Origin of the sequence: Bradyrhizobium algeriense, from assembly GCF_036924595.1 — a bacterium.
Taxonomy (GTDB): Bacteria; Pseudomonadota; Alphaproteobacteria; order Rhizobiales; family Xanthobacteraceae; genus Bradyrhizobium; species Bradyrhizobium algeriense.
Genome location: NZ_JAZHRV010000001.1, coordinates 2,419,767 through 2,438,918, shown reverse-complemented (window position 1 = coordinate 2,438,918; position 19,152 = coordinate 2,419,767). Strand labels below are relative to the sequence as shown.

Sequence of the window (19,152 nt, the reverse complement as noted above, 5' to 3'; positions counted from 1 at the left end):
CCGCAAACGTGGTTTTCCTCTAAATTCGCGCCACCACGCCTCACGGCACGCAACCCTCCCCCGAAAATCTACCGGGAATACGATCGGCTTTCGTCAACGCCGATGATGCAAGACCCGTTCCTTCTCTCCGGCCGGATCGAGAGCCGTGCGCGGCTATTTCTTTTCCATCACGCATTGCAGGGGATGCTGGTGCTTGCGCGCAAAATCCATCACCTGCGTGACCTTGGTCTCGGCAATCTCGTAGGTGAACACGCCGCACTCGCCGATCCCGTGATGATGCACATGGAGCATGATCTTGGTGGCCGCTTCGGCGTCCTTCTGGAAGAATTTCTCCAGCACATGAACGACGAACTCCATCGGCGTGTAGTCGTCGTTCAGAATCAGGACACGATACAGGTTCGGACGCTTGGTCTTCGGCTTGACCTTGGTGATGACCGACGTCGACGGCCCACTGGTTCCGGGATTGCGGTTCTCGTCATTGCTCATTCGGGGAGCAGAAGCAGCTGACTTTGCCGGCACGGACGGACAAGCTTTGAAGGTTGATTGCAACATGGCCCAGGCGTTCGAAATAAAAAGGGGTGACCGGAGAGCGCATCCTGACCTGCCCCGCGATCGGCTCCGGCGTGAGCCATCGCAAAGCACCCAGCAATGCATTTTTTTCCAGATCGCCGCTCCCGGTCCGACCCATTGGCCGGATCGGCACCTGGAATATGGGTCTGCCGCCGGACCGCCGCAAGCGCACTCATGCTGCCCTGACGCGACCCGCGACCGACCCGATTCCCGGCTCGGCTATCCGGACCAAGGTTAACCGTTTCTGCCGGATTTGACAAAGGACGGCGGCGGCCCGTTTAGCCGCCGTTGAGGATGGCGCTTTTGGCGGCCGGCTTGGCAATGCAGCGGCTTTGACCCGTCGTTGGCGGAACCGGTCTGATGCCCTCGCCTGTGATTTTTGATTTTGCCGCTCTGAAGGCCAAGGCTAACTGAAGACCAAGGCTAACTCGCATGCCCCGAACGGCTGCGCCCCAGCCGATCGGGATCGCCCGATGGTGGCAATCGCTTACCGCAGGCGTGCCGCTCAATGCACGGGCGGAGGACTCATTGGCGACGGCATCCGCGGACTCCGGCCCCACCCGCCACGGAATGATGATCCTCTGGTCGCTCGATGCCGATCATTCGAAATACGTTATGGCCACCCTGCGTTCGGGCCGGTTTTCAGCGCCTGCAAAAACTCCTTGGAAACGATGGCCTGCGCATAGCCCTCGCGCTGAACGGCAAGTTCATCCATGTCCATTGAATAGGAGACATCTATCACGAGTTCGACGTCAACGGACCGGGCGACGTCTTTGGCGTCGGCACATGACGCAGAGCGCCGAGCCGAAATCGCCAACGGTCGAAGGTCCATCGCATACGAGCGCCAGCAGCGCGCTTTCGCAATGAACTTGAGGATTACACGTCACGATACGTGGAGTGCGGGTTGCGGTGGACGCGATGGCGCCCGCGCGCGCGAGGCGTTGCAGGGCGGCCTCAAGCTTGGTCTTGGGGCTGTGAGCGATCGATCCGCGCAGGACGAGCGGCGTTGTTGCGTACGGCAAAAGCGTGTGGTTCTGGCACCCGTGGCTGGTGTCAAGCTGGCGGAGGCTAATCGAATCCAACCGGGTTCGTCGGGTCGTCAATCCGGCAGCGACGGAGGCAAAAGGAATTCGTCTCCGGGAAGAGCGCGCCATAAGCCGTCAAACCATTGCGCAGGGAAGGCCGGATGCTCTCCGCTGGACCTGTATGCTCGTGTGCGCACTTCTTTGTGCATATTGCACACGAGACCGCGGGTGCAGCGCGCACCCGGTCTTCCCTGCGCCCTCTCACGATGGAGAGGGGTATGAAATCACCCACAGCTCGGGCGCTTCGCGCCGCGAGAGCGAGGATTCATGTGCCCTGCTCTTCCAAGGATCGCGATGCAATGCCGCACGAAAAAACCCGGCCGTCGCGGCCGGGCTCATTCATTGTCGAAGTATCAGGTCGCGAACGAATTAGTGCGCGGCCGGGGTGAACTTCGCGACCAGGCCTTCGTAGGGCTTGAAGGTCTGCTTGGCGAGATCGGTATAGAGCCCCGCGATCTTCTGCGACTCCGCAACGAAGGTCTCGTAGGAAGAGCGCGCGAATTCGGTCTGCGCTTCGAGCGCCTTGTCCAGCGACTTCACGCCGGAAAGCTTTTCAACGTACGACTTGGTGTCTTCGAACGACTTTTTGGCGTAGTCGCCATAGGCAGTCGCGATCGCCTGAACGCCGCTCTGCAGATTGCTCGCGGAAGCGGCAACCGATTCGAGATGCTCTTTGCCGTAGTTCTGAATGTCTTCAACTTTGACCATCATGGAGTCCTTTCCCAGACTGCAGGTATAAACCGGTTGCCGGGAGGTCCCGGCCCCCTGACGTCATCCCTGTATGTGCACCGCACAATAAAGTCAAGAAATATTGTGCGACGCACAATTGCGGCGAATTAGCGCAAAAACCCGGGGTCTTAAGCAACGGTTAATTAATCTTTTGGAAACCCGCTCCGCCTAACCTGATTCCTGGACTTGTTCGTCTTCCGACAGGCCGCATGAAAGCTGTTTGTGAACAGCATCTTAGCTAGAACAGCGACCTGATCGGCCAAGCCGACCGCGCTTGATGGCCGGATCGGTACTTCGAACGGGGGAATATCAGTGGCTGTTGGGCACAATTTTGCCTCACGCGCCGGTGATCAAGACAGAAATTGGGACGGGGAAGTAAATGCTTCGTACAACCTTGGCTTCCTCGCGCGCTTTGCGCGTGTGCGCCCTCGGGCTCATTACCTTCACGACCGCGATCTTGATCTCGAGCGAGAGCGCCGAGGCCCGCCGCTACAAGCATCGCCGACACCACCACGTCGTGCGCGAAAGCTACAGCCCGCAGTTCTCCTCCATCATCGTCGACGGCAATTCCGGCGCGGTGCTCAGTTCCAACAATCCCGATGGTATCCGGCGCCCGGCGTCGCTGACCAAGATCATGACGCTTTATCTGCTGTTCGAGCGCCTCGACGCCGGCAAGATGAAGCTGGACACCGAGATGGAAGTCTCCGAGCACGCCTCCGAACAGGCGCCGACCAAGCTCGGTCTAAAGCCCGGCCAGACGCTCAAGGTCGAGGACGCCATCAAGGGCCTGGTGACGCGCTCCGCCAACGACGCCGCCGTCGTGATCGCGGAAGCCATTGCCGGTGATGAAACCGAATTCGCCAGGCTGATGACGCGCAAGGCGCGGGCGCTCGGCATGAGCAAGACCACCTATCGCAACGCTTCCGGCCTGCCCAACGACGAACAGCTGACCACGGCGCGCGATCAGGCCACGCTCGGCCGCGCCATCCAGGACCGCTTCCCGCGCTACTACCGTTATTTCGCGACCACCGTGTTTGCCTATCGCGGCCAGTCGATCCGCAACCACAATCGCCTGCTCGGCAATGTCGAAGGCGTCGATGGCATCAAGACCGGTTACACCCGCGCCTCCGGCTTCAACCTCGTCAGCTCGATGCGCCGTGGCAACCGCCACCTCATCGGCGTGGTGCTGGGCGGCCGCAGCGGCGGTTCGCGTGACGCCACCATGCGCAACCTGCTGGCCGAGAACCTGGAGAAAGGCGCGACCAAGCGTACTGTTGCCGCCATCACCGAGCGCAATCCCGCCGACGGCACCGTCGATGTGGCTGAAGCCGAGACCGCTTCGCGTCCAGCCGAAACGGCTCAGTCCGGCAGTGCCCTCGCCGCCGAACCGGGGCTCGCAGCCATGCCCCTGACCCGCTCGATCGCGCCGGCGAAGCCGTCGCTGATGGCGGCAGCCGCCGCTGCCCTGCCCGCCAAGGTCGAGCAGAACAAATTCGAGCCGCAAGCCAAGCCCGAACCCGCACCATTGACCAGCGGTGTCATTCAGTCCCAGTCGATATCGGCGATCCCGGGCTCGGCTGAGCCGATGAAGCCGGTCAAGGTCAAGACGGTTCAGGTCAAGGCCGGGCCCATGAAACTGGCAGCCGCCGGCCCCTCGCAGCCGGCAGCCCCGCCGATCACCAGCGCTATCCTTGCCCGCCCCGAAGTCGCCGAGACCTCCAGCGCTGTCGTAGCAAACGCCGCCGAGGCCAGGGCCGAAGCCGCCAGGGAAGCCCTCAGGGCTGCCATGCCGCCGCAGCCAGCCAACCACGGCACCGGAAACGGCGTGCTCGGGGTGCTGCCCGCTTCCGCCTTGGCGCACACGCCCTCGCAGGCTTCACACGCGCAGACGCTCGCCTATGCCGATCCGGCGCCCCGCGCCCAGCCGCAGACCGCACAACAGAACGACGCCGTCAAGCCGGCCGCGCCGGCGGTGGTTCGCACCGGCTGGATCGTCCAGGTCGGCGCACTCGAAAGCGAAAGCGAAGCCAAGCAGCGGATCGACCTCGCCCGCACCAAGGCCAGCGCCCTGCTCAGCAAAGCCGATCCCTTCACCGAACCGGTCGTTTCCAAGGACCGCACGCTGTTCCGCGCCCGCTTCGCCGGTCTCGATCGCGATTCTGCCGAAGCGGTATGCCGCACGCTCAAGCGCGCCGACATTTCCTGCATGACCGTTCGCAACTGATCCGAAACTTCCCGTTGAAGCTCGCAAAGCCGGCGCCGCAAGCGCCGGCTTTGTTGTTTTCCAAACACAATCGCTGCGGCCCTCACGCGATTACGCCTGATGCGGCCGACGAAAACTTCTCGTCAAGAATTTGCGGTTAGGTTTCCCTGCAAGGGACGATCGACCACGCCGGACAACGGCGGGCGATATGGGGCGTCAGTCAGAGACACGGAAGCAATTCTCGGTTTGTAGCGTCGGTGGCGTGAGCCGGAGTTAGCTAGAGATGCGTGCGAAGAAGAATATCCTTGGCTTCGTTTACCCGGGCAGCGAGGTACGTCGAGCCCCCCTGGTCGGGATGCAGTTTCTTCATCAGGGCGCGGTGCGCCCGGCTGATGTCGTCACGCCCCGCCCCCGGCTGCAGGCCAAGGATCTGATAGGCCTCCTCATCCGTCATTTTTCCAGTCGCCGCCGCGCGGCGCTGCCCCCCTGCCGTATCGCCTTGCGCGTTCTGACGCCAGGCGGGAAACCGGCGGTCAAGATAGCTTTCAAGTAAGGCGACGCTCTCGGCGTCGAAGGCCGGGATCATCGCAATCAACTGCGGCAGGTCGAATTCGCCGAGCGAGCGCCCGGTATTCGGTCCGTCCACGATCCGGCCCGACAATTCGCCGCTGTCGTGATCGAGGCTCATATCGAGAAACTGCGAGCGGACGCGCGAGGCCTGCCCCGAAGAGCGTTGCGCGCCGCCGCCGAAGATCCCGCCGATATTGCTGAAACTGCCCGGCCCGAATGGCGACCAGCCGAGCAGGCCCGCGCCGAAGATGCCGAGCGGGATGGCAACCGCGAGTTCGCCGCGCAGCCCGGTGAAGGCCGCGACAGCCAGCGCCACCACGCCGCCCACAATCTTGATCCCGCGCGCGAGCACGACCGGGTTGGCTGCACGAAACATCTGCAGCAGCAGGTATAGAAGGACAACGGCGACGACGCCGGCAATCAGGGTTGGCATGGCTCTAATATAGCGGCATCGGCGCCGAAAAGCATGGCGTTCGGCCCGGCGGCAACCAAAGTCGTAATCACTTGATCTGGCCGATCAGCGCGGCCGCCCCACTTGCGGTTTTCGACAGCGCCAGCAGCGCTTCGCGCCCGCCGGCGGCATAGGCTGCGACGGCGCGCAGGAGCTCGCGCAACTGCGCCGCGGCGCCGGGATCGAACCTGCACCATGCGCCGCCGGTGAGCCGCGCAATCTCGCGGAACGCCTGCTCGGCTGTGGCGTCGTGGCCTTCCTGGAACATGAAAACGGGGACCTTGAGCAGGCCGAGCTCGCCGGCCTTGGCGCAGAGATCATCGACCTCTTCCTCCATGGCGTCGCCGACGAACACCACGGCGCGCACGCCGGACGCCACCGCCTCGCGGCGCGCCTCCGACAGCACCTTGCCGATCTGGGTGTTGCCGCCCTGGCAATCGATCTTGCCCATCAACCTTGCCAGTCGCGCGGAATCGGAGATCCAGCCGGTGGCGCGGCATTCGTTGAAGCCGCGGTAATAGACCAGCCTGATATCGAGGCTGCCGAGCGAAGCCGCCTCGCGGAACATGTCGGCCTGCAGCGCGCAGGCCATGTCCCAGGTCGGCTGCCGGCTCATGGTGGCGTCGAGCGCAAACACCAGCCTGCCCCTGGCGCCCGGTCGGTGCGGCGACATCGCGCGCGCTTTCGCCACGAAGGCTGCGATGTCTTCCGATGCCGACGGCTTGCTCTCCGGCAGCGAGCCGCCTTTACGTGCCTCGGCCTTTGCCGAAGCAACGTCGCCTGCCGATTTCGGCTTGATGGGTTCGCCGGCCATGAGCGCTCGCAGGGTAAGCAGCAAGCTCTATGTGGGACCGCGCCCGGCGGCGGTCAATGCGGCGGACGTCAATGTGCCGGACGATGCCGCAACGGCACGACGACCGTCGGTTGCCTGGTTTATGCGCCTAGTTCGTGACCGACTTGTTCTTTGGCGCCGGATTGCTGGCCAGCGGGACGGACAGCGGCACCGGTCCGGGGCTGCTGGTCAGGATGTCGGGCACCTTGGTCGGCACGGGCTTCAACGCGCCGCTCTTGTCGGATTCTTCGAGGAACTTGTCGAGCATCGACTCGATCGAAGATTTGGCGGCGTCAGGTCCGGTGTCCCGCATGTCGTTATGCTGGAAGCCGGTGTTCACGACCGTGATGCCGGCCTGCTCGCACTGCTCGTCATCAGGCACGACGCCGGGGTCCGGCTTGAAATGCGTGTCCTGGGAACGGAACGAGAGGATCTTGAACTTGCCTTCGGTCAGGAACGGCACGCGCAGATTATCCAGCGTCACGACCTTCTTGATCTCGTCGGGATACTGCTTGGCGAAATACATCGTGATGTCGCCGCCCATCGAATGGCCGACCATCGTCACCTTCTCATAGTCGGCGTTGGGCTGAGCCTTCTTCATTTCGTGGATGGCGAAATGGATGTTGGCGACGCCGCGCTGAATCTGCGGCAGACGGCCGACATAGAGCTCGCCGACCTTGGTCACCATCGGCGGGTCGGTCGGCAGATCGTGCTGCGGGCTGATCGCGAGGTAGCCGCGCCAGGCAAAGACGTTTGCAAGGAACGAATATTCGGTGTGCTTGACCGTATTGCCGTGGTTAAGGATCGCAACCGGCAGCTTGATCAAGCCGGCGTTGGCCTGCATTTCCTTGTCGCGGCGGACGGCGACATTGACGGCGACAAGACGATTGTCGCGATCGGGATCGTGGAATGCGATGGTCTCATGCCGGATCGCCCACTTGCTCGCGGTAAAATACGCGACAGCGACCAGCACGGAGAGTGAAAGCAGAACGAGAATTCCACGTTTCATATTCGTCTTCGTCCTCGCGCCCCGTTAAGGGCCATCCCTGTTTTGAGACTCTCTCGGTCCCTTGTTGATGATATATGTCACGATGGCGTGACATAAAGGCCAAATGTTGTGTGTTGACCGCCTGATCATTGTGCGATGCACCTATCCATTGTGCAAGCGGCTCAATCCCGACAAATTTGACCCGTTCTTCCTTACGACGTCTCCCATCAAGCTTTGGTTCGAGGGCTAGATAAAAGTCTAGTGAAAACGAGCTAATGCAGAACTGGTTCCCGGGAACAATCGCCCGCAGGTGCGACAATACCGGCAGCGTCTCAAAGATTTAGACCGTGGTGTAGATAACGAGCTTCAAGGCCGGGTCGTCATTGGCCTGGAAGCTCGCATACTCCAGTTTGAGCCGGCCCTTCTTGGGATGGGTCAAGGATTTCCGTCCTGCCGCGACGCCGCTGACGTCGTGGGCCTCCCACCAGCCTGCGAATTCGGGACAGCCTTCGCGCAGCCGCGCCAACAGGTCGCGGAAGGCGGGATCGCCGGCCCACAGGTCATGCGTCGCGCGAAACTGGGCGACGATGCGTCGGGCCTCATCCGTCCATGACGCGCCGAACAACCGCCGCGTCGCGGGGTTTGTCAGCACCGACAGCAGGCTGTTGCGATCGGCTTCCGCCAGCCGGCTGAACGCAAAGATTTCCTCCGCAGCCGCATTCCAGGCGAGAATGTCCCAGCGTCGTCCGGTGACATAGGCCGGCAAATTGAGCTGTTCGACCGTGCGCCGGATCGCCGGCGGAACAGTCTCGCGGACGAAGGGGCGCCGGTCGGCATTTTGCGTCAGCTCCGTCAGATGCCGGTGTTCGGCCTTGGTCAATCGCAATGCGCGCGCCAATGCGTCGATGGTCGCGGACGAAGGGCTGACGGATCGCCCCTGCTCGAGGCGGACGTACCAGTCGACGCCGATGCCGGCGAGTTCGGCCACCTCCTCCCGGCGCAGGCCGGGCGTGCGCCGCCGCCGGCCCACCGGCAGGCCGACCGCCTTCGGCATCAGCTTCTGCCGCCGCGACCGCAGGAAGTCGCCAAGTTCGCTTTGCCTCGAATTCGTGCCTGATGCCGCCATGCGCGCCGTGCCTCAAAAGGGGTCTAATAATCCTAGGATAATACCAGGTCTTGTTGGGTCCATGAAGGCTCGCGAGAATGCGGCTTCATCGAAATGAGGAGGCCCCATGAAAGCTGCCGTGCTGAATGCGTTCGGATCGCCGCTTGCGATCGAGAACGTCCCCGACCCGCTTCTTGGCACCGGCGAGGTCATTGTCGACGTCGTGGCGAGCCGCGTGTTGGCCTACGCCAACGAGGTTCTCAGCGGGGAGCGAAAATACCTCCTGGAACTGCCTGTGGTGCCCGGCCCCGGCGCGATCGGCCGCATCCGCGCCACCGGCCCCGATGCGACCCGGCTTCGTCCCGGCGATTGGGTCTATTGCGATCCGACGGTGCGCTCCCGTGACAATGCGCTATCGCCCGACATCGCCCTGCAGGGCCTCACCGCCGGCAGCGAGGGAGGCCTGCGCCTGCAACGGTATTTCCACGACGGCGCCTGGGCCGAACAAATGCGGCTGCCAACGGAAAACGCGGTTCCGATCGGCGACATCGACGAGAAGGATGCAGGCCGCTGGTGCGCGCTCGGCACGCTGCTCGTGCCCTATGGCGGGTTCCTCGCCGTGCAACTGCAAGCCGGAGAGATCGCGCTGGTCAACGGCGCCACCGGCAGTTTCGGCAGCGCCGCGGTCGCCGTCGCACTTGCCATGGGCGCGCAATGCGTGATTGCGACCGGGCGGAACGAGCAGGCGCTGACCGAACTGACGCGGCGGTTCGGCGCCCGCGTCCGAACCGTGCCGATGCACGGCGATGAGGCCGACGATCGCGCCCGCATCCTGCAGGCGGCGCCCGGTCCGATCGACTGCGTGCTCGACATCCTCCCGCCCGTAGCCAGCGCCATGCAGGTGCGGACCGCCGTCCTGGCGGTGCGGCCGCACGGACGGGTGGTGCTGATGGGCGGTGTCGGCATGCAAGGCGGCGCAGGCCTTGACCTGCCCTACCCGTGGATGATGCGAAACGGCATCACGCTCCGCGGGCAATGGATGTACCCGCCGCATGCGGCCACCCTGATGGCCGGCCTGATCCGCGCGGGCCTGGTCGACCTCGATCATTTCGAGATTGCGGCCTTCGGTCTCGACCGCGCCAACGAGGCGGTCGCGCATGCTGCCGCCCACAGCGGTCCGTTCAGGATGACGGTGATCCAGCCGCGATAGGGCCGGCAAGTGACAAGTAGACAGCTTGTTGGAGGTCAGGCGCTGATGATGTCGCCGATGATGTCATGGACTTCGAGCGGCTTGTCGACCTGGGTGAACCATTCGGCGCGGTTGGCGGCGCGGCGGCGGCCGCGCTCGTCGAGCGGCAGCTTCAACTGGCGCAACAGGCTGGTCACTTCTTCGCGCGCCGTGACATGGCCCATGCTGGGGCGCGTGCCGAGGGTGGCCTCGTCGATGTCGTCCAGCGCCGTCAGTCCGCGCGGGAAGAATTCGCGGTAGACCACCCGCTCGGCAAACCCGTCGATCGAACGGAAGCCGAGCCGCAGCGAAAGGTCCTTCAGGCTGTCGGCGACCAGCTGCTTGTTCCGCGAGCCGATCATCGACAGGCGGTTGCGCACCACGATCCAGTCGGTGGTGGCGCCGTCGATCTGGCGGCGCTTGCGCCTGACGTCGCGCACCATCTCCGCATAATGGCTCTCGCCGGTCACCGAATAGGTTGCGGGATCGACGGTACCGAGCACGTCGAAATCGAGAAAGCTGTCGTTGATGGGCGTCACCAGCGTGTCGGCCATCGAATGCGCCAGACGCATCAGATAGGAGTCGGAACCCGGCGTATCGATGACGATGAAATCGAAGGCACGCTCGATGGCGCTCACCGCCTCCATGAACTGCTGGAACTCGGAATTTTCATTGTCAGCGATCTGCATCGTCTCGCCGAGCTTGACGCAGTAGTGCACGGGAATTTCGAGATCGAGGCCGGTGCGGCGCGCCCACGCGCTCCGGTTGGCGATGTAGCGGGTAAAACTCCGCTGGCGGCAGTCGAGATCGATGGTGGCGACACGCTGTCCGGCCTTCAACAGGGCAACGGCGATATGCAGGGCAGAGGTGGATTTTCCCGACCCGCCCTTCTCGTTGCCGAGCACGACGACATGCGCCGAACCGAATTGACCCTGACTCGCCTGAACCAACATGATTCAACCCCCCGTCGATATCTTCAAGTCACGCGCGGCTGCGCGTCAAGTGAAATGCGCGACGACGCATTCAATTCACTCGCGGCGTGTCTTTAATGATGAATCCCGACGGTTGCGATGTCGCTTCCGGACTCGCGTTAGCTGCCGCAGGCGCGCCATACCCAAGCAAACTTGGCGGCAATGCTCTGGCCTTATAAGGTCGACGCGCCCGCCGAAAGGCTCAGGGCCTTCGGCCCCTCACCCCATCAGAAGCTGCAAGAGATCGAGGCCAGATGTCGCGAAGTCCCATGGTCGTCCGTACCGTTCCCGCATTGCGCCGCGCCGTCGAGGCCTTGCGCACCCGAAAGGCCGCCGTCGCGCTGGTGCCGACCATGGGAGCGCTCCATGACGGGCATGTGTCGCTGGTGCGGCTCGCCAAGCGCCGCGCACAGAAAGTGGTCGTATCGATCTTCGTCAACCCGACGCAGTTCGCGCCGACGGAGGATTTCGGTTCGTACCCGCGCACCTGGAAGGCCGACCTCGCCAAGCTCACCGCCGAGAAGGTCGACCTGATCTGGAATCCCGACGTCAAGGCGATGTACCCGGACGGCTTCGCCACCCGTATCGTGCCGGAGGGTCCGGCCACCGCCGGCCTTGAGGATCGTTTCCGGCCGCATTTCTTCGGCGGCGTCGCCACCGTGGTCGGCAAGCTGTTCACGCAAGTCCGGCCGGACGTGGCGATCTTCGGCGAGAAGGATTTTCAGCAATTGCGGGTGGTGACGCGGATGGCCGCCGATCTCGACCTCGGCGTCAAGGTGATCGGCTCGCGCACCGTGCGGGAACGCGACGGGCTGGCGATGTCCTCGCGCAACGTCTACCTCTCGCCGGAGGAACGGCGGACGGCGCCGACGCTCTATCGCGCCATGAAGGAAAGCGCCAAGCGGCTGAAGGCCGGCGAGGATCTAGCGGCCGCGATGGAAGCCGGCCGCGAGCTGATCAGCGCCGCCGGCTTCGCGCTGGACTATTTCGAGGCCCGGCATGCCGAGACGCTGGCGCCGATCACCTCGGTGAAGGACGGGCCGGTGCGAATCCTCGTCGCCGCAAAACTCGGCACGACGCGCCTGATCGACAATATCGGGATCTAAGGGTGGGAGTTCGGTCAGAGCAGGCCCAGATCGCGCAATTCGCGCCGCATCGGTTCCGGCATCGCCGCCACGCTGGCGGCTGAGGATTTGGTGAGGTCCGGTGGCGCGGCATCCTCGGCGAGGTAGCGCCAGCCCTGGAACGGGCGCATCGGTCGCGGCGAAACCGCAAACACCTTGGGCTGCATCACAAGGCGGCACCGCCCGATACCGTCCTTGTCGCGGAACGGCTCGATCGCAATGATCTTTTCGCGCGCGGCGATTTCGCCCTTGATCACCCAATAGAGCGAGCCGCCGGCGAGGATTTCCGCGTCGCGTTTCGGCGTCATCCGTGTGATGTGGACGTGACGAAGCGGCAGGCCCTTTTTCTTGGCGGTCGCCATGCGTTCGGCAACCCAGCCCTTGAGTTCCTTGACTGACTCGCAGCCGACGGCAAGCTTGATGAGATGAAGCGGCATGATCCCGCCGATGTAGCGGCCTGCGCGCGCTTTGGAAAGATCACTCGTTGTTATCAGCTGCGGGCGCCGAACCCGACGGCGCGAGCTGGACCGGCGCCGCCGAGGACGGCCGCTTCGGCGCCGGCGGCGGCTTCTTGGCGGCGGTCTGCGCCGGCGGCGATGGCGCCGCGGCCGAACGCGGCGCGGCAGGTGACGCCGGCGCAGCCGCGGCTGACGACGGCTTCGGCGCGGCCCCCAGCGGCGGCTCGGGCGTCATGATGTTGACCGGCGGGGTGGACGCCGAGGTCGGGAATTCCGCGTTGGTGGGCTTGCCCGTGGGGACCGACGGCGGCAGCGCCGCGATCATGCCCGTCGCGGCCTGCGGCGTGTTCCACGTCGCCGCATGGCGCATGACCAGGCTTTCATAGACGCGGTCTTCCATGTTGGCCGCAATCTGGCGCGTCTCGGTCAGCGAGCGGAAGGCGCGGCAGGACGATGGCATACAGCGGTCCCGCACCGTCAGCACATAGGCCATCAACCCGTAACGGTCGCGCTCGACGGCGCGGCGCAGCGCCAGCAGATCGGAGCCGGCGCCCTTGTTCGCTGTGGCGACATCTCCGAGCGAGGTCAGCAGCGTAATCTGCGAGGCGGCGTAGGTCACGGCCGCAGCCACCGACTCGGCCGAACCGAACAGCGCCTTCTCGCACGCGGCGAGGACGGCATCGCCGGCCAGTTCATCAATGCAGGAAAGCTGCGGCAATGGCGCGGTCGCCGTCTGAACCGGACGCGTCTCCGTCGACTGAACCACGTTTGGCGTGCCGAAGCCGCGGAAGGTCACGGCCCCGGCGGTCCCGACCGCGAGCAGCGTGATGAGCGCCAGCACGCCGTTGGCCACGGATCTCTCCGAGCGCAGCAGCGTGATCAGAACGATGATCCCGACAAAGCAGGCCGTGACCAGCGTCAGGTACAACGGAAGGTTCGGCGAGTGCCAGATGTAATCCAGCGAAGCAGCCCAGGCCCAGTCCATGCGCGGTGTCCCTCAACGCAGCATCAAACGCAATCGAAAGACGAATGCGGCATTGCTGCATTCGCTTTTCGGCAGAATGTTTCCGCGAACGAGGCCTTTTGACGGCAACCAAAGGTGGAACTTCGTCAGCCGACTACTTGCACACAACTGTTTCAGGAAATTGCGAGCTGGCTTTCCTTGGCGACCCGTTCGAAAGCTTCGGTCGAGCTTTTGATGCGATACTGACAATCGTCGCCGTCGGTCGGCAACAGCCGGATCACCTCATAGGTGCCACTGGCGGCCGGACGGGCAACATTGCTGGCAGTAAAATAGACAGTCTCTCCAACGGAGTACTTATGCTTCAACGCCCTCTCCATCACGCAAGAACGCCGGCCGCGCTCACGGTCCCGCTAGCTTTCGGCCGACTTGAGAACCCTATGGCAACCTAGCACAGCCGGTCGCCCAAAAGCCAGCAACATCGAGGCATGGCAAATGCGCAAATTCTGCATGTTTTTCAGGACGATAAGCGGTAATTTTGGCGGTTCCCGGGAATCCGCCTGCCTAATATTCAGGCCGTCTTTCCCAATACAGGACAGAATGCCGCGAGCTGCGGCGAGTCCTGGCACCCCGCCCGGCCACGTGCCCGCACCCGAAATCAGACCGTTTCGAACCGTTCGATGACAAGCGTTTCAGCAAGGCCGGCGCGGGTCCATTCCTGGAATGCCGGCAAGGACATCATCGCATCGAAATAGTGCCGCGCCTCGCCCCTCACCTCGATCGCATAGGTGCGGAAGCGATGCACCACCGGCGCGAACATCGCATCCGCGCCGCCAAATGCGCCGAACAGGAACGGTCCTTCCTTGCCGTAACGGCTGTGGCAATCGGCCCAGATCTCCTGAACGCGCGCCACATTGGCACGTGCGTCATCCGACAGATCGACCGCGCCGACCGGACGGTGCAGGTTCATGCCGCATTCATTGCGCAGCGGCATGAATCCCGAATGCATTTCCGCCGAAATCGAGCGCGCATGCGCCCGGCGCGCGCGGTCTTCCGGCCACAGCGTCGCTTGCGGGAATTTCTCGGCGAGATATTCGATGATCGAAAGCGAGTCCCACACCGTGACGTCGCCATCGATCAGCGTCGGCACCTTGCCCGCGCGGGAAAAGCTCAGGATCCGGTCCTTGTCCGCCTTGTCGTCGGTGTAGAGCGGGATGAACACTTCCTCGAACGGGATGTCATTGGCGCGCAGCGCCAGCCATGGCCGCATCGACCATGACGAATAATTCTTGTTGCCGATGACCAGTTTCAACATTTGCGGGGAAATCCTGTTGCGACCGGCATCTTGCCATAGTGCGCCGCACGCATTCAACCTGTACATCACGATTGCCTGCCACCATCGGGGATCTCGCCACATGGGCGCCTATTGGGTCGATATCGCCGCCGTCGCGTTCTTCGTCGTGGAATGGCTGGCCTACGGCTTCACGCTCGAGCACACGGCTTACGGCCGCGACAGCCTGTCGGCGCGCATGAACCGCTTTCGCGAGGTCTGGGTGCGGAACATGCTCGACCGCGAGGCGCGCATGGTCGACATGCAGATCATGGCCTCGCTGCAGAACGGCACCGCCTTCTTCGCCTCCACCAGCCTGATCGCGATCGGCGGCGGGCTCGCATTGTTGCGGGCGACCAACGATGCGCTGGCCGTGCTGCGTGAACTGCCGGTCGACCTCACCCCCTCGCCTGCGCTGTGGGAAATCAAATGCGTCGGCCTGATCCTGATCTTCATCTACGCCTTCTTCAAATTCGCCTGGTCGTACCGCCTGTTCAACTATGTCGCGATCCTGCTCGGCGCGATGCCGCCGTCGTCACAGCGCGACACGGCGGAAGCCGAAGCCCATGTGATGCGCACGACGCGCCTGTTCGAGGCGGCGGGGCGGCATTTCAACCGCGGCCAGCGCGCGTTCTTCTTCGCGCTCGGCTATCTCGGCTGGTTCGTCAGCCCCTGGATATTGCTGGCGACAACCGCGCTGGTCGTCATCGTGACCTGGCGGCGGCAATTTGCATCGAACGCGTGGCGGGCGATGGGGAATTAGCGCGCTCCAGGGCGCGTCAAACAAATCAGGATGCAGAAAAATCCTGCGGCGTGAAGCTGAGGTCGAGCACTTTCCATTCGCCGTAGCGGTCGGCCGGCAGCATCGCGTAAGGCTGGCAGGCCTGCAGCGCGCGGATCGCGCCCTGCATCAGCAACGGTCCCTTCATCGAGGCACTGGCTTCGATCAGGATCGGTTCGGCGGCGAGCCTGCCGTCCGGTGTCATCAACACGCGCAGCTTGACCTTGACGTCGTCGGCGCCCGACAGCGAGGCCGGCAGTTTCGAGCAGGTCTTGAGGTGCCGCCGGAATGCCGCGATCAGCGTGCTCGAGATATCGGCAGCCTCGGTCGCCGGCGCATCAAAATTGTCGTCGCCCTTGTTGCGCCCTTGCGCGGGAGCCGGCGGCGCCGGTGAGAGGTCGGGCGGCAGGCCGAGCAGCACCTGATACTTGATCGAGATATCCGGCTCGGGCGGCTTGTAGGCCGGCGCCGCCGGTTGTGATGGCGACGGCGTCGCGGGCGGCGTGTCGAGCGCGGCCTGCTTCTGCGGCCGCGCGGCAGGCGCAGACGGTGCGGCCGGCGGGGGTGCCGTGGCAGCGGCAGGCTTGTCGAGCAAGGAGAAATCAGGCTGTGGCGACGGCGCCGGTTCCGGCTTGTTTTCGGCAGGCGGCTCGTCGGGAGGCGCTTGCTTCTCGGCAAGCTCTTGCGGGGTCACGATCTCGACCGGGATCTGCTCGGCGGTCACTGCGCCGAACGGATGCACCTCGGAAAACAGCAACACCAGCGTCAGCAGCGACACATGCGCGATCGCCGACGCCGTGAGGTCAGTAGATATGAACCGCCGCAGCTCCATCGCATCAAAACGATGTTCGATATTCCCCTGGCCGCCAGCATAGCGTCGGGCGGCGCAGCTCCTCAATCCCATTTCGGCGCGAAACCGAAATCCGTGAGCCTGCCGCCGGCGCTGCCCATGGCGGAAATCTGCTGCATGTCCTCTTCCGACAGCTCGAAATCGAAGATCTCGATGTTCTCCGAGAGCCGCTCGAGTTTCGACGTTCGCGGGATGGCCGCTACGCCCTGCTGCACCAGCCAGCGCAGGCAGATTTGCGCCGCCGTCTTGCGATAGCGGTCGCCGATCCGCTGCAAGGCGCGGTCACTCTTGATGCGGCCCCTGGCGACCGGACTATACGCCACCAGCGCCATGCCGTGGCGCGCGCAGGCCTCCCTCACCTTGGTTTGGTCAAGATAGGGATGGTACTCGACCTGGTCGCACAGCAGCGGTTGCGGACATAAAGCCACCGCCTCCTCGATCAGGGCCACGGTGAAATTGGAGACGCCGATATGCCGCGCGAGCCCCTGCTGCCTGACCCGCGCCAGCGCGCCGAGCGTCTCCACCAGCGGCACCTGCGGGTTCGGCCAGTGCAGCAGCAGCAGGTCGACCTCGGTCAGGCGCAGCCGCACCAGGCTTTCCTTGGCCGAACGCTCCAGATCGTGGGGCGCGAAATGCGAGGGCCAGATCTTGGTGGTGAGGAAGACCTGATCGCGCTTGACGCCGGCAAGGCGCAGGCCCTCGCCGACCTCGCGTTCGTTGTCGTACATCTGCGCGGTGTCGATGTGGCGATAGCCGAGCCGCAATGCCTGCTCGACGAGACGCGCGCAGGCGCGTCCACGCAATTCCCAGGTGCCCAGCCCGATCGCCGGGATTTTTGCGCCATTGGCTTCGACAAACAGCATCGGTTGTATCCGCGGACCGGCCCCATTATGGGCTGTGGAAACGGCCATGCCAACAGATAGGGTTTTCGAGCGAGGTCCTGCGCGGGATGGATGCGGTTGCGGGAAGAAAACGCGTCAAACCGCGAACTAGACGGGCTCCGGTTCCGTGGCAAGCGCTGCGAAAACGGTTTCCGGCGAATGGGCGATCACGGCGAGCAACGCCCGCGCCGGCCCTCGGGGCACACGCTTGCCCTGCTCCCAATTCCGGATGGTTTCGACGGGCACGCCGAGCCGTGCCGCGAATTCGATCTGCGTCAGCTGCGCGCGACGGCGAAGATCCCGCACGGCTGGCAGCGTGCCCGTTTCGCCCGGCGTTGCGTCAGGCATGACGGGCATTGCAAGCGCGGGCTCGGGCATCTCCGGCGCAAGCGGGAACTCCTGCCCGTCCCGCAGTTCGACGATCCGTCCATCCGCTTTCAGCCGCAAGCGCTGCATGTCGACCTCGTGAGCCAACATCATCGGGCAAGCGCGTTAAGGCCCGATTAACGATAAATGAGGCGCTACCTGAGCCCGAACCACAGCGTGGCAATACCGAGAAACGAGAAGAAGCCGACCACGTCGGTAATCGTCGTGACGAAGGTTCCCGACGCCACCGCGGGGTCGGCGCGCACCCGTTCCAGCACCATCGGGATCAGGATGCCGCCAAGCGCGCCGGCCACCAGGTTGCAGATGATCGCAAGCCCGATCACGATGCCGAGCCCCGGGATCTTGAACCACGCCACCGCGGCGACGCCCGTGATCACGGCAAAGGCGAGCCCGTTGACGAGGCCGACCATGGCTTCGCGCATAACCACGCGCAACGCGTTCTTGGAACCGAGTTCGCGGGTGGCCAGCGCCCGCACCGCCACGGTCATGGTCTGGGTCGCGGCGTTACCGCCCTGGCTCGCCACGATCGGCGCCAGCACAGCGAGCGCCACCATCTTTTCGAGCTGGCCTTCGAACAGGCCGAGCACGGAGGACGCCAGAAACGCGGTCGCCAGATTGACCAGCAGCCAGTTGAAGCGGGCGCGCGCGATGGTCCAGACGCTGTCGGACAGTTCTTCGTCGCTGGTGACGCCGCCGAGCGCCTTCAGGTCTTCGTCGGCCTCTTCCTCGATGACGTCAACGACGTCGTCGATAGTGATGACGCCGACCAGGCGGTTGGTGGTATCGACCACGGGGGCCGCGACCAGATTGTACTTGCCGAACATCCGCGCGACTTCTTCCTGGTCGTCCAGCACGGAGACGCGGCGGCGGTCTTCATCGATCAGGTCGGCGATCTGCACCGGTCGCCGCGCCCGCAGCAGCGTGTCGAGCGAGACCGCACCCTGCCAGTGCTTTTCGGAATCCACCGCGTAGATCTCGTAAAACCGGTCCGGCAGATCGGGCGTGTCGCGCATGTAGTCGATCGCCTGGCCAACGGTCCAGTCCGGCGGCACCGCGATGAACTCCGACTGCATCCGCCGGCCTGCGGAATTCTCCGGATAAAGCAGGCTCCGCTCCAGCGCGACGCGCTCGGACGGCGGCAGCTTTTCGAGGATCTCCGCCTTGTCCTCCTGGTCGAGCCCTTCGAGCAGTTGGACGGCGTCGTCGGATTCCAGTTCGCGAACGCCCTCCGCGACCGTCTCCGGCTCGAGTTCCTCGAGGATTTCCTCGCGGACGGAATCATCGACCTCGTTCAGCGCCGAGAAGTCGAAATCGGTGCCGGTCAGTTCGACCAGCGTGACGCGGTCCTCGGCTTCAAGGGCCCCGATCAAATCACCGAGATCGGCCTCGTGAAGTTCCGCCACCACCTCGCACAATAGCGGCCGGTCGGCGGCGTGGATGGCGCGCGTGATTTCTTCGACAAACTCATGGCGGAGCTGCCCCTCCTCGTCTCGCATCGGCAGATGGTCGAGCACGGAGCCTTGCGCAGATCGCGCCTCGGCTTGGGCAACGTCGATATTCTCGGCCATGCCACGCCTCGCCGGTTTGACAGATTGAGGGAACTTGTCTGAGTTACGCCGCACGCTTACCTAATCGGCAACACCCAGCG

At 64.0% G+C, this 19,152-nt stretch carries 20 protein-coding genes; 4 read left to right on the top strand and 16 right to left on the bottom strand.

Features of this window, described 5'->3' with window-relative positions; genetic code table 11:
* Positions 1–153 precede the first annotated feature (153 nt).
* The 3 genes from clpS to V1286_RS11875 form a co-directional block, all read right to left on the bottom strand.
* Entirely contained in the window at positions 154–486 is a 333-nt protein-coding gene (gene clpS, locus V1286_RS11885; RefSeq protein ID WP_108517882.1) for an ATP-dependent Clp protease adapter ClpS, read from the bottom strand.
* 697 nt (positions 487–1,183) lie between these two features.
* Positions 1,184–1,291: a DUF1194 domain-containing protein gene (locus V1286_RS38885; protein WP_417021130.1), complete on the bottom strand. Its 108-nt coding sequence runs from the start codon at positions 1,289–1,291 to the stop codon at positions 1,184–1,186.
* Positions 1,292–2,024: 733 nt separating this feature from the next.
* The gene (locus V1286_RS11875) at positions 2,025–2,363 is read right to left on the bottom strand and encodes a phasin family protein (protein ID WP_108517955.1); all 339 of its coding nucleotides are present in this window, start codon (positions 2,361–2,363) and stop codon (positions 2,025–2,027) included.
* Positions 2,364–2,763: 400 nt separating this feature from the next.
* On the opposite strand from V1286_RS11875, the gene V1286_RS11870 reads away from it, so the two are divergent.
* Positions 2,764–4,608, top strand: a complete 1,845-nt coding sequence (locus V1286_RS11870) for a serine hydrolase (protein ID WP_334479743.1) — start codon at positions 2,764–2,766, stop codon at positions 4,606–4,608.
* Positions 4,609–4,864: 256 nt separating this feature from the next.
* Here the strand turns inward: V1286_RS11870 and V1286_RS11865 are convergent, their stop codons facing one another.
* The 4 genes from V1286_RS11865 to V1286_RS11850 form a co-directional block, all read right to left on the bottom strand.
* Positions 4,865–5,590, bottom strand: coding sequence for a DnaJ domain-containing protein (locus V1286_RS11865; RefSeq protein ID WP_334479741.1), 726 nt, complete (start codon positions 5,588–5,590; stop codon positions 4,865–4,867).
* 67 nt (positions 5,591–5,657) lie between these two features.
* Positions 5,658–6,422 (bottom strand): vWA domain-containing protein, encoded by a 765-nt coding sequence (locus V1286_RS11860; protein WP_334479740.1) that lies wholly within the window; start codon positions 6,420–6,422, stop codon positions 5,658–5,660.
* Positions 6,423–6,549: 127 nt separating this feature from the next.
* On the bottom strand, positions 6,550–7,449 hold the full coding sequence (locus V1286_RS11855; protein WP_334479738.1) for an alpha/beta fold hydrolase: 900 nt from the start codon (positions 7,447–7,449) through the stop codon (positions 6,550–6,552).
* A gap of 319 nt (positions 7,450–7,768) precedes the next feature.
* Positions 7,769–8,554, bottom strand: coding sequence for a helix-turn-helix transcriptional regulator (locus V1286_RS11850; RefSeq protein WP_334479737.1), 786 nt, complete (start codon positions 8,552–8,554; stop codon positions 7,769–7,771).
* Between the two features lie 106 nt (positions 8,555–8,660).
* Here V1286_RS11850 and V1286_RS11845 point away from each other — a divergent pair, with 106 nt between their 5' ends.
* Positions 8,661–9,743: a zinc-binding alcohol dehydrogenase family protein gene (locus V1286_RS11845; protein ID WP_334479735.1), complete on the top strand. Its 1,083-nt coding sequence runs from the start codon at positions 8,661–8,663 to the stop codon at positions 9,741–9,743.
* Between the two features lie 35 nt (positions 9,744–9,778).
* Here the strand turns inward: V1286_RS11845 and V1286_RS11840 are convergent, their stop codons facing one another.
* Positions 9,779–10,714, bottom strand: coding sequence for a division plane positioning ATPase MipZ (locus V1286_RS11840; protein ID WP_334479733.1), 936 nt, complete (start codon positions 10,712–10,714; stop codon positions 9,779–9,781).
* A 272-nt stretch (positions 10,715–10,986) separates the two neighbouring features.
* On the opposite strand from V1286_RS11840, the gene panC reads away from it, so the two are divergent.
* Complete coding sequence (gene panC, locus V1286_RS11835; protein WP_334479732.1) at positions 10,987–11,838, top strand: pantoate--beta-alanine ligase; 852 nt, start codon at positions 10,987–10,989, stop codon at positions 11,836–11,838.
* A 14-nt stretch (positions 11,839–11,852) separates the two neighbouring features.
* On the opposite strand, the gene V1286_RS11830 is transcribed toward panC, so the two are convergent.
* From V1286_RS11830 to V1286_RS11815, 4 genes are all read right to left on the bottom strand, one after another.
* Positions 11,853–12,293, bottom strand: a complete 441-nt coding sequence (locus tag V1286_RS11830; RefSeq protein ID WP_334438834.1) for a DUF1489 family protein — start codon at positions 12,291–12,293, stop codon at positions 11,853–11,855.
* Between the two features lie 40 nt (positions 12,294–12,333).
* Positions 12,334–13,299 carry a hypothetical protein gene (locus V1286_RS11825; protein WP_334479731.1) on the bottom strand — a complete coding sequence of 322 codons (966 nt, stop codon included), beginning with the start codon at positions 13,297–13,299 and terminating at the stop codon, positions 12,334–12,336.
* Between the two features lie 152 nt (positions 13,300–13,451).
* Complete coding sequence (locus tag V1286_RS11820) at positions 13,452–13,655, bottom strand: hypothetical protein (RefSeq protein WP_108517906.1); 204 nt, start codon at positions 13,653–13,655, stop codon at positions 13,452–13,454.
* Between the two features lie 278 nt (positions 13,656–13,933).
* Complete coding sequence (locus V1286_RS11815) at positions 13,934–14,590, bottom strand: glutathione S-transferase family protein (RefSeq protein ID WP_334479729.1); 657 nt, start codon at positions 14,588–14,590, stop codon at positions 13,934–13,936.
* 100 nt (positions 14,591–14,690) lie between these two features.
* Between V1286_RS11815 and V1286_RS11810 the strand changes: the two genes are divergently transcribed.
* Positions 14,691–15,368 carry a DUF599 domain-containing protein gene (locus V1286_RS11810; protein ID WP_334479728.1) on the top strand — a complete coding sequence of 226 codons (678 nt, stop codon included), beginning with the start codon at positions 14,691–14,693 and terminating at the stop codon, positions 15,366–15,368.
* A 25-nt stretch (positions 15,369–15,393) separates the two neighbouring features.
* Here the strand turns inward: V1286_RS11810 and V1286_RS11805 are convergent, their stop codons facing one another.
* The 4 genes from V1286_RS11805 to mgtE all read right to left on the bottom strand — a co-directional run bounded on the left by V1286_RS11805 (position 15,394) and on the right by mgtE (position 19,072).
* Entirely contained in the window at positions 15,394–16,284 is an 891-nt protein-coding gene (locus tag V1286_RS11805) for a hypothetical protein (RefSeq protein ID WP_334479727.1), read from the bottom strand.
* Positions 16,281–17,099 (bottom strand): aldo/keto reductase, encoded by an 819-nt coding sequence (locus tag V1286_RS11800; protein WP_108517914.1) that lies wholly within the window; start codon positions 17,097–17,099, stop codon positions 16,281–16,283. Before V1286_RS11800 ends, V1286_RS11805 begins: the two co-directional genes overlap by 4 nt.
* A gap of 126 nt (positions 17,100–17,225) precedes the next feature.
* On the bottom strand, positions 17,226–17,573 hold the full coding sequence (locus tag V1286_RS11795) for a helix-turn-helix domain-containing protein (RefSeq protein WP_334479725.1): 348 nt from the start codon (positions 17,571–17,573) through the stop codon (positions 17,226–17,228).
* 65 nt (positions 17,574–17,638) lie between these two features.
* Positions 17,639–19,072, bottom strand: coding sequence for a magnesium transporter (gene mgtE, locus V1286_RS11790; protein WP_334479724.1), 1,434 nt, complete (start codon positions 19,070–19,072; stop codon positions 17,639–17,641).
* Positions 19,073–19,152: the final 80 nt, after the last annotated feature.